Annotated in this window: 11 protein-coding genes; 4 read left to right on the forward strand and 7 right to left on the reverse strand. The window is 59.6% G+C overall.

The window, feature by feature from the left end; all coding sequences use genetic code 11:
- Positions 1–21: 21 nt before the first annotated feature.
- Entirely contained in the window at positions 22–2,541 is a 2,520-nt protein-coding gene (locus JZM60_RS03735; protein ID WP_207164182.1) for a helicase C-terminal domain-containing protein, read from the forward strand.
- Here JZM60_RS03735 and JZM60_RS03740 read toward each other — a convergent pair.
- Entirely contained in the window at positions 2,522–2,977 is a 456-nt protein-coding gene (locus JZM60_RS03740) for a hypothetical protein (protein ID WP_207164183.1), read from the reverse strand. The genes JZM60_RS03735 and JZM60_RS03740 overlap by 20 nt on opposite strands.
- 172 nt (positions 2,978–3,149) lie before the next feature.
- Positions 3,150–4,742: a phosphoenolpyruvate carboxykinase (ATP) gene (pckA, locus tag JZM60_RS03745; RefSeq protein WP_207164184.1), complete on the reverse strand. Its 1,593-nt coding sequence runs from the start codon at positions 4,740–4,742 to the stop codon at positions 3,150–3,152.
- 190 nt (positions 4,743–4,932) lie between these two features.
- Here pckA and JZM60_RS03750 point away from each other — a divergent pair, with 190 nt between their 5' ends.
- Entirely contained in the window at positions 4,933–5,124 is a 192-nt protein-coding gene (locus tag JZM60_RS03750; RefSeq protein ID WP_207164185.1) for a ferredoxin, read from the forward strand.
- A 42-nt stretch (positions 5,125–5,166) separates the two neighbouring features.
- Complete coding sequence (rd, locus tag JZM60_RS03755) at positions 5,167–5,322, forward strand: rubredoxin (RefSeq protein ID WP_207164186.1); 156 nt, start codon at positions 5,167–5,169, stop codon at positions 5,320–5,322.
- 66 nt (positions 5,323–5,388) lie between these two features.
- On the opposite strand, the gene JZM60_RS03760 is transcribed toward rd, so the two are convergent.
- Together JZM60_RS03760 and JZM60_RS03765 are read right to left on the reverse strand one after the other, a co-directional pair.
- Positions 5,389–5,559 carry a hypothetical protein gene (locus tag JZM60_RS03760; protein ID WP_207164187.1) on the reverse strand — a complete coding sequence of 57 codons (171 nt, stop codon included), beginning with the start codon at positions 5,557–5,559 and terminating at the stop codon, positions 5,389–5,391.
- Between the two features lie 113 nt (positions 5,560–5,672).
- Positions 5,673–6,746, reverse strand: coding sequence for a pyridoxal-phosphate-dependent aminotransferase family protein (locus JZM60_RS03765; protein WP_207164188.1), 1,074 nt, complete (start codon positions 6,744–6,746; stop codon positions 5,673–5,675).
- A gap of 326 nt (positions 6,747–7,072) precedes the next feature.
- Here JZM60_RS03765 and JZM60_RS03770 point away from each other — a divergent pair, with 326 nt between their 5' ends.
- Positions 7,073–8,587 (forward strand): cytochrome c3 family protein, encoded by a 1,515-nt coding sequence (locus tag JZM60_RS03770; RefSeq protein ID WP_207164189.1) that lies wholly within the window; start codon positions 7,073–7,075, stop codon positions 8,585–8,587.
- An 81-nt stretch (positions 8,588–8,668) separates the two neighbouring features.
- On the opposite strand, the gene JZM60_RS03775 is transcribed toward JZM60_RS03770, so the two are convergent.
- From JZM60_RS03775 to galT, 3 genes are all read right to left on the reverse strand, one after another.
- A complete protein-coding gene (locus tag JZM60_RS03775; RefSeq protein ID WP_207164190.1) occupies positions 8,669–8,824 on the reverse strand; it encodes a hypothetical protein in 156 nt (51 codons plus the stop codon).
- Positions 8,825–8,828: 4 nt separating this feature from the next.
- A complete protein-coding gene (gene glgA, locus JZM60_RS03780; RefSeq protein ID WP_207164191.1) occupies positions 8,829–10,286 on the reverse strand; it encodes a glycogen synthase GlgA in 1,458 nt (485 codons plus the stop codon).
- 69 nt (positions 10,287–10,355) lie between these two features.
- A complete protein-coding gene (galT, locus tag JZM60_RS03785) occupies positions 10,356–11,375 on the reverse strand; it encodes a galactose-1-phosphate uridylyltransferase (RefSeq protein ID WP_207164192.1) in 1,020 nt (339 codons plus the stop codon).
- Positions 11,376–11,380 lie beyond the last annotated feature (5 nt).

Below are 11,380 nucleotides of genomic sequence, written 5' to 3' on the forward strand. Positions count from 1 at the left end.
AAACCCGATATTCTCGACCGGATGAAGCGATACTTTTCAGACCAGGCAATCCTCGACATGCGGGCCGCCATCGCCGAGACGGGGGGAAACGAGGTCTTCTTCCTGGGGCGAACCGACGAAAACCGGATTGTCGTGGAAGTCGAACCCCTGGCCCGGGGGAACCGGGACGCGGTGGCAGCCATCATGATCGCCACCAGCTTCGGCGACGTGGTGATCCACAACCACCCCTCGGGGAACCTCACCCCCTCCCAGGCCGACATCGAAATCGCCTCCCTCCTGGGGAACCAGGGGGTCGGCTTCTCCATCGTGGACAACACCGTGGAGAACTGCTACCAGGCCGTGGCCCCCTTTGCCCGGCGGGAGACGGAGCGGCTCTCCTTCCCGGAGATCGAGCGGATCTTCGCGCCGGCCGGGGTCCTGGCAGAGAACCTTCAGGGCTACGAACACCGGGAGGAGCAGCTCCGCATGGCCTTTGCCGTCACCGAGGCGTTCAACGACGACCGGGTAGCGGTCATCGAGGCCGGTACCGGCACCGGGAAGTCCCTCGCCTACCTGGTGCCGGCGGTGCTCTGGGCCATCCGCAACAAGGAGCGGATCGTCGTCTCCACCAACACCATAAACCTCCAGGAACAGCTCATAAAAAAAGATATTCCCTTCCTCCAGCGCCACGCTGGGGTCCAGTTCCGGGCGGTCCTCGTCAAGGGGCGCTCCAACTACCTCTGTCTGAGAAAGCTGGCCGCCGTGAAGGGCGAGCCCTCCCTCTTCGCCGATGACCCGGCGGCCGGTGAACTGGAGGCGGTCATCGCCTGGAGCGAAAAGACCGTGGAGGGATGCCGCAGCGACCTCTCCTTCATCCCCAAGCCCGAGACCTGGGAGGAGGTGGCCTGCGAGGCGGACCAGTGCGGCCGGATCAAGTGTCCCTCCTACTCCCGCTGCTTCTTCTACGGCGCCCGGCGCCAGGCGGCCAGCGCCGACGTCCTTGTGGTGAACCACGCGCTCCTCATGGCCGACGTGGCCCTGCGTCAGGAGACCGGCTACCGCTCCACCGCCATCCTTCCCCCCTTCGAGCGGCTCGTCGTGGACGAAGGACACCACCTGGAGGACGTGGCCACGGGTCACCTCTCCGCCCAGGTCTCCCGACAGGGGATTTTAAAGCTCCTGGGGCGGCTCCAGAACCCGCGCAAGGCCCAGCGGGGACTCCTTCCCCAGCTGTCGGCCCAGCTCTTGCGGGAGGTGCCGGTGGAACTGGACGACCTCTACCGGGAGCTGGCCGAGCGGCTGGAGGAAAAGCTCATCTCCCGCACCCAGGAACTGGCTGCGGGCGCAGTCCGGGCCATGGACGCCATCGGCCTCGCCCTCCTGGGCCACCTGAAGGGGAAAGGGCCGGAGAACGGGGAAAAGAAGCTCCGGGTCACCCCGGCGCTCTTCTCTTCGAAGCTTTGGCAGGAGACCGACGATGAGGCCCGTGAACTGGCGGCAGACGTAAACAGTTTCGTGCGGGAGCTGAAGGAATTTCTCACGGGGTGCGGACGGCTTCCCGACGGGGTACAGGAGAAGCTTTCGGGGCTCCTGGTAGACCTTCGGGGGGTGACGGGACGGATTGAAGCCATGGCCGCCGATCTCCTCTTCTTCATCGGCCGGGAGGGAGAGGTCTGCCGCTGGTTCGAGGTGAAAAAGGGGAGCAAGGGGATGGCAGTGCGGCTCTGCGCCTCCCCCCTGGAGGTGGCCGCCTCCCTGAAGCGGACAGTTTTCGACGCCTTCCGGACCGTTGTGGTCACCTCGGCCACCCTGGCGGTGGGGGAGACCTTCGACTACCTGAAGGGGCGGACCGGCATCTCTCTCCTGGAACGGGGGCGGGTGTCGGAGCTTTTGCTCGCCTCCCCCTTCGACTACGAGCGCCAGGCCTTCGTCGGCATCCCCGCGGACCTTCCCGAACCCACGGCGCGGGGATTCGAGGAAGCCCTGGAGGTGGCCCTCCACCGGGGGCTCGCCATCTCCAACGGCCATGCCTTCGTCCTCTTCACCTCCTACGACCTTCTCTCACGGATCCATGGCCGGATGGCGGAGGCGCTCCGGCGCCGGGGGCTCTCCCCCATGCGCCAGGGAGAGATCAACCGGCACCACCTCCTGGCCCGGTTCCGGAAGGAGCCCAACGCAGTCCTCTTCGGCACCGACTCCTTCTGGGAGGGGGTTGACGTGCAGGGGAAGGCCCTGGAGCTGGTGGTCATCACGCGGCTCCCCTTCCGGGTGCCGACGGAGCCGATCCTGGAGGCAAGGGCCGACCACATCTCTCTCCGGGGGGGCGACCCCTTCATGGAATACACGGTCCCCCAGGCGGTCATAAAGTTCAAACAGGGATTCGGGAGGCTGATCCGGAGCCGCGAGGACCGGGGGGCGGTCCTCATCCTCGACAGCCGGGTGCTTTCGAAAAACTACGGCAGGTTCTTCCTCCGGTCACTGCCGCCGGTACGGCTTGCCGGCGGCGGCAGCATGGAGGTATTCGGGGAGATGGAGCGTTTCTTCAGTCCTGCGCCTCCATGAGCTTCTTAGCCACATAGTTGAAACACTGGAAGTAGGCGAGGTACGACAGCAGGAACACCGCCAGGATCATGAACTGGATCTGGGGCGCACCGGGAGCTTTCACGGTGAACGTGAAAAAGAAAATGATCAGCGCCCCCTTCAGGATGTCGCTGAAGACCCGCTTGCGCCGCAAGGCCTGCAGCTCGTCGGCAGTGAGTCCGGTGGCGGCCGAAGCCACCTCCCGCTGGGCATCGCCCGTGGCCAACTTGTAGACGGGATAAAAGAGAATCAGCTCCAGTACCACCACCCGGATGATACTGTTCATGAATACATCGGAGGGAACCTTGCCGAGGAGCACAAAGGACATGCCGGCAAGGAGCACCAGCAGAAAGACCTGGACGAATCCATGAATGACCGTGAGCTTGCGCAACCGGGTAAAATCAAACGTCTGTGTCATGGGAACTCCCCGTCGTAAGATAGATAACGCCGCCAACAGTTGGCATATACTCTAGCAAATAAAATATCGTTTTACAATAGCGGCATATATTTTATCGCATGCATTCCGCAAAAAAGGCTCCCGGAAAGGAAGCCTTTTTTCACGCCGGCGGCACGGTGATGCAGAAAAACACCTACATGACCGCCGCCACCTCTGCCGAAACATAAGGGCGATACTGCTCGAAGTTCTTCCGGAAGCGCCCCGCAAGCATGGCCGCGGTTTCGTCGTATTTAGCCTTGTCGGCCCAGGTATTCCTGGGATCGAGCACCTCCGCGGGGACACCGGGACAGGCCGCCGGAATCTCTAGCCCGAAGAACGGCTCCTTCGCAAAGGTTCCGGCATTGAGAGTACCGTCAAGGGCAGCGTTGACCAATGCGCGGGAGTAGGCGATCTTCATCCGCGATCCGGTGCCATAGGCGCCGCCGCTCCAACCGGTATTCACCAGCCAGCAGTTGACTCCGTGGCGGGCTATTTTCTCCCCCAGCAGTTTTGCGTACACCGACGGATGGAGTGCCATGAACGGGGCGCCGAAACAGGTGGAGAAGGTTGCCTGGGGCTCGGTGATACCTGCCTCGGTGCCCGCCACCTTGGCCGTATAGCCGGAAAGGAAGTGGTACATGGCCTGGTCGGGGGTGAGCCGGGCAATGGGGGGAATGACCCCGAAGGCATCGCAGGTGAGCATGATGATATTGGCCGGATGTCCCCCCATCCCCGACTTTACGATGTTCGGAATGTGGGTAATCGGGTAGGAGGCCCGGGTGTTCTCGGTAAACGAATCATCGTTCAGATCGATGCGGCGGCTCAAGGTGTCGATGGCGACGTTCTCGAGGATGGTGCCGAAGCGCCGCGTGGTCTGGTAGATCTCCGGCTCGGCCTCGGGGGAGAGGTTGATGATCTTGGCATAACACCCCCCCTCGAAGTTGAAGACGCCGCTGTCGTCCCAGCCATGCTCGTCATCGCCGATGAGACGGCGCCGGGGGTCTGCCGAAAGGGTGGTCTTGCCGGTGCCGGAGAGGCCGAAAAAGACGGCTACATCTTCCTTTTCCCCCATGTTGGCGGAGCAGTGCATGGAAAGGATGTTCTTGTTGTGGGGCAGAAGGTAGTTGAGGATAGTGAAGATGGACTTTTTGATTTCTCCGGCATAGCTTGTGCCGCCGATAATTACGAGTTTTTTCTCGAAGTTGACGATGATGAAAGTCTCGGTGTTGGTGCCGTCCACTGAAGGGATGGCGTGGAAACTGGGGAGATCGATCACGGTGAAGCCGGGGGCAAATCCGGCCAGTTCATCCGGGGTTGCCCTGACGAACATGTTGCGGGCGAAGAGCGAGTGCCAGGCCCGCTCGGTGATGACCCGGACCGGAAGGCGGTGGACCGGGCTGCAGCCGGCAAAGCACTCCTGCACGAAAATATCCTTGCCGTGGAGGTAGGCCTTCATCCGTTCGAACAAAGCATCGAACCTGGCAGGGTCAAAGGGGCGGTTGACCTTTCCCCAGGCGATGTGTTCGCGGCTTGTGGGCTCCTCGACAATGAACTTCTCGTTGGCGGCGCGGCCGGTGTAATGGCCGGTTTTCACCGCCACGGCACCGAGATGGGTTACGAGCCCCTCGCCCAGCTTCACAATCTGCTCGTAAAGCACTGCCGTCGGCGGAGTCCAGTAAATCAGGTTCGCGTTGGTGATTCCTTCCCCTTCAAGGCCGATCCCTCTCGTTATGTCATTGAGTCTCACGATAGCTCCCTCCCTCTTGTTCAACCTCCATGAATCGAATCTTCTTTTTTACTATAGCAAAAAAATCATGTAACACCGCGGCAGCTGAAACTAAATGGGAAATAAACGGACAGCATCGGCCGCCAAGCGGTTTGACAGCAGGATGGCCGTTGCTAGAATTGAAAAAAGATTGTTTTAAAGGAGGGGGAAAATGGCACGAAGACCGTGGGTTGATCAGGAAGCATGCATAAGCTGCGGGCTCTGCTCGTCGGTCTGCCCCGAGGTGTTCCGATTCGCGGAGAATGGCAAATCGGAAGTCTACGACCCCGCGGGCGCTCCGGAGAAAAAAATCCAGGAAGCCATCGACGGCTGCCCGGTGCAATGCATCAGCTGGAAGGATTAGCAACGACCTCTAACAACAGAATCCGAAAGGAGAAACCGTACAATGGAATGGATTTGCACTATCTGCCAGTACCACTATGATCCGGCAGCCGGAGACCCAGAGAACGGGATTGAACCGGGAACGCAATTCGAAGATCTTCCCGACGACTGGGTCTGCCCCATATGCGGAGCAGGCAAAGATATGTTCGAACCCGCTTGACGCAAGGCGCTGTGGAACTGGTCCGGAAAGCCTTCCTTCACGGCAAGGCTTTCCGGATTTCGCCATTTATTTTCCCGGCTTGATTATGTCAATCTCGGGTTTTCCACTCACCAGCCTGATGCGCCAGACAAGGCCGCACTCCCCACACTCCTTGACGGGGGACTCCTCCGCTGAAAAACCTTCGGAATGGATATCGATCTCAACCGACGTCCTGTTACCGCAATTTGGACACTTCATCGCCTTTTCTCCTTTCTCCGGGGCCGGGGCCGTGTCTCCGGGAAGACCGGCGGCACCCCCTCACTGCACAATTATAACAGGGACGAGACAAAAGTCAGGTGATGCCCAAGCTCTTAACCAAGTTCAGCAAGGCAAGAGTCGATCACGCCGAGGAACTCATCGAGGCCGGCCCGCTGCATATCACCCATGTGAGCGATCCGGAAGGTTTTCCCCTTGATTTTGCCGTAGCCGTCATCAAAGGCGTAGCCACGCTCGCCGAGCATTTTCTTGAGAGCAGCAAGATCGGTGCCACGGGAGTTGACGGCACAGGTAAGGGTCACGGAGCGGTAGGGCTCCTCGGCAAAAAACCCGTAACCCCGGTCCGCCACCCAGCCGCGCACCAGTTCCGCCATCTCCCGGTGTCGGCTCCAGCGCTGCTCGAGCCCTTCGGCAAACATCCTCTCCAGCTGCTTGTCCATGGCGTAGATCTGGGAGATGCAGGGAGTTGATGGGGTGTTGTTCTTGGCATCGTTCGCCTCGAACTCCAGGAAATCGAAGTAGTAGCCACGTCCTTCCACGGTGCGGGCCCGTGCCAGCGCCTTCTCGCTCGCCGTAAAAACAGCAAGGCCGGGAGGAAGCGCGAAGGCCTTCTGGACACCGAAGATGCAGCAGTCGATGCCAAGCTCGCCGAGGGAAATCGGCATGGCGCTCATGGAAGAAACGGTATCGATAATGGAAACCACATCCGGATACTTCCGGAGCACGGCGGCAATTTCCGGAAGCGGCGACATGACGCCGGTGGAGGTTTCATTGTGGATAAGGGTAAGGCTGTCGTATTTGCCGGTGGCAAGGGCTTCATCCACCAGTTCCGGGGTAATGGGCTGCCCCCACTCCACCTTCACCGCATCGGCTTCTTTGCCGCAGCGAAGCGTCACGTCGTGCCACTTGGAGGAAAAGGCACCATTGCAGAAGTTGACGCAACGCTTTGACACCAGATTGCGCACCGCCCCCTCCATGACGCCGAAGGCGCTCGACGTGGCAAGGAAAACCCGGTCCTCCGTGGAGAGGAGTTTTTTCAGCCCCGTCGTCACCCTGCCGTGCAGAGCGGCATACTCCGGCATCCGGTGACCAATCATCTGGGTTGCCATTGCCTGAAGGATATCCGGATGGACCTCAACCGGTCCGGGGATGAATAATTTTTTTGCCATGGTCGGCCTCCTGGGGACGTGGATATACTCGGATGCTGTCGTGGGTACAGGCAGAACACAAAGTTTCCAGAAAATAGCACAAATACGCACAAATTGTCAAGGGAGCCCCCGGATGTCAAACCGTTATTTTAAGAATTATTTTATGCAACAATTCTCAAATCATGTTCCACAACACCCCTCGTTCTCTATGACTTTTTGCCGGGCAGCTTTTTGCGTTTGACAAGTTGCCGTATATAATTGTAGAGTTGTTCGCTTAAGACTAAGGCCTACCACTAGCTTTAATGAGTCTAGCAACAAAACAGCGTTATTTTTTGGGAGGAAATTGTATGGCTCTCCGCAAAACAGCAGGTTATCTCTGGAACCCAATCAGCCTCATCGGTCTGCTTCTTGCGTTTCTGGGGACCGGCCTCATCATTGCATTTGTCGCAATGGAGATTATCACCGGTTTCGATCACCCCTACATCGGTCTCCTCACCTACTTCGCATTCCCCGGAATGCTCATCTTCGGACTTCTTCTGGTGCCGGTGGGTGCGTGGCGGGTCAGAAACAAGCGGCGAACCGAAGACGAAGAAATCCCCCCATACCCGCGGATGGATTTCAACGATCCCCACAAGCGCAAGCTTTTCCTGTTCTTCGTGACGGCGAGCATCATCTTCGTCCTGATAGTTTCAGTGGCTTCGATCCTCGGTTACGAATTCACCGAGTCTACCACCTTCTGCGGCGAACTCTGCCATACGGTCATGGAGCCCGAGCACACTGCCTGGAAAAACTCCCCCCACGCCCGGGTCAAATGCGTGGAATGCCATGTGGGCCCCGGCGCCGAATGGTACGTGAAGGCCAAGATTTCCGGGCTCCGGCAGGTATGGGCCGTGGCGACCAATTCCTACCCGGCGCCCATCGCAACCCCCATCGAGCATCTGCGCCCGGCACGGGATACCTGCGAGCACTGCCACTGGCCCGAGAAGTTCTATGCCGGCCGCCAGAAGGTCTTCTATCATTATGCCCCCAACAAGGAGAACACCCCCCGCGAGATCAACATGCTGATCAACATCGGCGGGGCACCCAAGTCTCCCCACGCCAAGGGCATCCACTGGCACATAGGCACCGAGGTCTATTACATTGCCAACGACAGGAAGCGGCTCGACATCCCCTATATCGCCGTCAAGCAGAAGGATGGCTCGTTCGTGGAGTACATGAGCACCGACAAGCCCCTGACCAGGGAGGAAATCGCCAAGGCGAAGAAGCGCCTCATGGACTGCACCGACTGCCACAACCGGCCGACCCACATCTACAAATCGCCGAGCCAGGAGATGGATGAGCACATCGTCTCCGGACTCATCGACCCGTCGTTGCCGTTCATAAAGAAAGTGGCGGTGGAACTCCTGGAGAAACCGTACAAAACCAAGGAAGAAGCCCATGCCGCCATCGCGGCCAAACTGCCCGAGTACTACGCTGCCAACTATCCGGATATCGCCCGGGCCAAAGCGGCGGCCATCACCCAGGCGGTGGAGAAGGTGAAAGGGATCTACGCCCGGAACTTCTTCCCGCGGATGAATGTGTCGTGGAGCACGTACCCGAACCACATCGGCCACTTCTACACCCCCGGCTGCTTCCGCTGCCACGACGACAAGCACAAGACGGCCGACGGCAAGAAGACCATCTCCAAGGACTGCAACATGTGCCACACCATGATCGGCCAGATCCAGGAGAACATCCCGGCCGGCAAGCAGGTGAAGGATTTCGTGCACCCGGTGGACATCGGAGATGAGATCCGCAAGACCAACTGCAGCGATTGCCACATGGCCGGCGGAGAGGATGTGACCGGAGCCGGCAAGCACTAGAAGTACGCTATCCGGATCACCACAGAAAAATCCCCCGGGGGCTCACCTCGGGGGATTTTTTCTTCGTGCTGTACGATATCGCTACAACTCCTCGAAGACTTCTTCCTCTTTCGCCTCTTCCCCATCCTCGGGTTCAAAATCTTCATCCATGACCCGGTCAAGAAATTTCCGGTTATTTTCTATTACCTTCCGGATCTCCTTGCTAAGCTCGTCCAGTTCGATCCGCTCATCACCCATATCATTACCCCCGCTTCTTCTCAAAGCATGCGCCGTAGAGCTCCTCGTACTTGTGGGCCGCGTTGCGCCACGAAACGTCGCGCAGCATACCACGCCGCATGATCTTTCTCCACCCTTCGCGATCCCGATAAAAAGCCAATGCCCGCTGAACTGTCTCCCAGCAGGACTCCGCGCTGTAGTCGCTGAAGGAGAAACCGTTCCCTTCCCGGGGGGCATCGGCAACATCGACCACCGTATCGGCGAGCCCTCCCGTCCGCCGCACGATGGGCACCGCGCCATAGCTGAGGGCAATGAGCTGACTCAACCCGCACGGTTCGTAGCGCGAGGGCATCAGAAACATGTCGCATCCGGCGTAAATCCTCGGCGCCAGAGGGTCCTTGAACCCAAGGTTGATGGAGACGTTTTTCGCTATGCCGCTGTTCCTGAACTCGTAGAGCTGGTGCATGAGCTGAAGGTCGCCGGTGCCGAGGATGACCAGCTGTACGTTCTCTTCGGCGAACCGGGGGAGAAGCTCGATGACTATATCGATCCCCTTCTGCTCCACTATACGCCCCACCATGCCGATGAGGGGGACCGAAGGATCCACCTTCAACCCGAGTTCCCGCTGGAGGTCCAGCTTGTCGGCCCCCTTGCCCGCCAGCGACTTCGTCGAATAGTTTCTGAAGATGCGCCGATCCGATGACGGACTCCATTCTTCCGTATCGAGGCCGTTGAGGATGCCGGTCAGGTCGGCCCGACGCGCGCCGAGAACCCCTTCGAGGCCGCACCCCTGCCCGGGGGTCAGAATCTCCCGGCAGTAGGTTTCCGAGACGGTCGTGATGGCGTCGGAGGCGATAATCGCCCCCTTCATGAGATTCAACCGGCCATAGTACTCAAGGAGGTCCATGGTGAAGAGCGAGTCGTCGAGCCCCGTCTGCGGCAGGCAATCGGCGGGGAAAAGCCCCTGATAGGCCAGATTGTGGATGGTAAATACAAGGGCCATGCGGTTGAAGAACGGATCATCCCCCAATTCGTACTTCAGGATGATGGGAATGAGGGCCGCCTGCCAATCGTGGCAGTGGATCACGTCGGGCCTGAAATCCATTCGTTTCAGGAGCTGGAGCACACTGCGGCAGAAAAATGCAAAGCGCAGGGGGTTATCGGGGTAATCCCCCTCTGGGGGGCCATAGAGATAATTTCGTCCGAAAAAATCCCGGTTTTCAACCAGATAGACCGGCACATCCCCAAGAGTGGTCTGGCGCAAATACCCCTTGTGGAGCTCCCCCCCCAGTTGCACCTCCGCGCTTTTACGGGCCTTGCGCACGGGATGCCCCCCCGACGAGGCCCCCTTGTAAAACGGAATTGCAACACGAACATCGTGCCCCATCCTCCTGAGCTCCTTGGGGAGGGCGGCGGTGACATCCGCCAGTCCGCCGGTCTTGGCGAAGGGGGTAACCTCTGATGCAACCTGCAGGATTTTCATCGTCGGGCCTCGTAGCGGCTCATGTTTGCCAGGTTCGGCAGCCGAATCCGGTATTCTTGCTCAGTATTTTCATGCGCTTCGGAGAAACTCGGCCGCATCCTCCGGCGACGTGGGGTTGATGAAGAAGCCGGTACCCCACTCGAAGCCGGCAATGGCGGTGAGCCGTGGCACCAGTTCTATGTGCCAGTGGTAGTCATACTCGATGGAACTCCAGAAATCGGGTTTGCCCAAGCGGGGTTGCGGGGGAGGCGCGGTGTGGAGAATGAAATTGTAAGGGGGATCCCTGAGGACCCTTTTGAGCCGGCTGAGCATATCCTTGAGCGCCACGGCAAGCTCGGCCAGATCCGCATCGGTGGAGAGCGCGAAGTCATGGGAATGCCGCTTGGGATAGAGCCGCAGCTCGAAGGGGAAGCTGGAGGCATAGGGAGTCATGGTGACGTAGTTGGGGAACTCCCGCACGACCCGGTCGCCGCTCTGGAGCTCGAAATCCAGCAGATCGCAGAAGAGGCAGCGCTCCTTGACGGCGTAGTGCTCGCGGCATATCCGCAGTTCAGTGGCCGCCACCGGCGGAATCAGAGGCACTGCTATGAGCTGGCTATGGGAATGGGAGAGGGTAGCGCCCGCCCGCTGGCCGTGGTTCTTGAAAAGCACCATGTACCGGAACCGCATGTCGCGGCGCAGGTCAAGAAAGCGCGACCGGTATGCCTTCAGGACCTCGGCAATCTCGGCGGGGGAAAGTTCGGACAGGCCCCGGTTGTGGTCTGGTGTCTCGATGATGACCTCGTGGGCGCCGATGCCGTTCATGACGTCATAGATGCCGTAGGCGCGGCTGTTGAGCTCACCCTCGATCCGGAGGACCGGAAACCGGTTCGGGATGACCCGCACCTTCCAGCCGGTGGAATTCGCAGCTCCAGAGGGCCGGAGCGCGAAAACCTCGCCGGGCGTTTTGTCTTCGTTGCCATAACAGAAAGGACAACTGGTTATCTCGGAGGGCTCCGGCTCCACGAGAAAATCCCGCGGACGCCTCCCCCTGTCGGTGGCGATAATCACCCAGTGCTGCTTGAGGGGATCCCATCTCAGTTCTGACATTGTTC

Source organism: Geobacter benzoatilyticus, assembly GCF_017338855.1.
In the GTDB taxonomy this organism is placed as follows: domain Bacteria; phylum Desulfobacterota; class Desulfuromonadia; order Geobacterales; family Geobacteraceae; genus Geobacter; species Geobacter benzoatilyticus.

Bases quoted from the DNA above. Each gene is read 5' to 3' on its own strand.
- JZM60_RS03735 (WP_207164182.1), top strand. From the start codon at position 22: ATGAAGCGATACTTTTCAGACCAGGCAATCCTCGACATGCGGGCCGCC.
- JZM60_RS03740 (WP_207164183.1), bottom strand. From the start codon at position 2,977: ATGACACAGACGTTTGATTTTACCCGGTTGCGCAAGCTCACGGTCATT.
- JZM60_RS03750 (WP_207164185.1), top strand. From the start codon at position 4,933: ATGGCACGAAGACCGTGGGTTGATCAGGAAGCATGCATAAGCTGCGGG.
- rd (WP_207164186.1), top strand. From the start codon at position 5,167: ATGGAATGGATTTGCACTATCTGCCAGTACCACTATGATCCGGCAGCC.
- JZM60_RS03760 (WP_207164187.1), bottom strand. From the start codon at position 5,559: ATGAAGTGTCCAAATTGCGGTAACAGGACGTCGGTTGAGATCGATATC.
- JZM60_RS03765 (WP_207164188.1), bottom strand. From the start codon at position 6,746: ATGGCAAAAAAATTATTCATCCCCGGACCGGTTGAGGTCCATCCGGAT.
- JZM60_RS03770 (WP_207164189.1), top strand. From the start codon at position 7,073: ATGGCTCTCCGCAAAACAGCAGGTTATCTCTGGAACCCAATCAGCCTC.
- JZM60_RS03775 (WP_207164190.1), bottom strand. From the start codon at position 8,824: ATGGGTGATGAGCGGATCGAACTGGACGAGCTTAGCAAGGAGATCCGG.
- glgA (WP_207164191.1), bottom strand. From the start codon at position 10,286: ATGAAAATCCTGCAGGTTGCATCAGAGGTTACCCCCTTCGCCAAGACC.
- galT (WP_207164192.1), bottom strand. From the start codon at position 11,375: ATGTCAGAACTGAGATGGGATCCCCTCAAGCAGCACTGGGTGATTATC.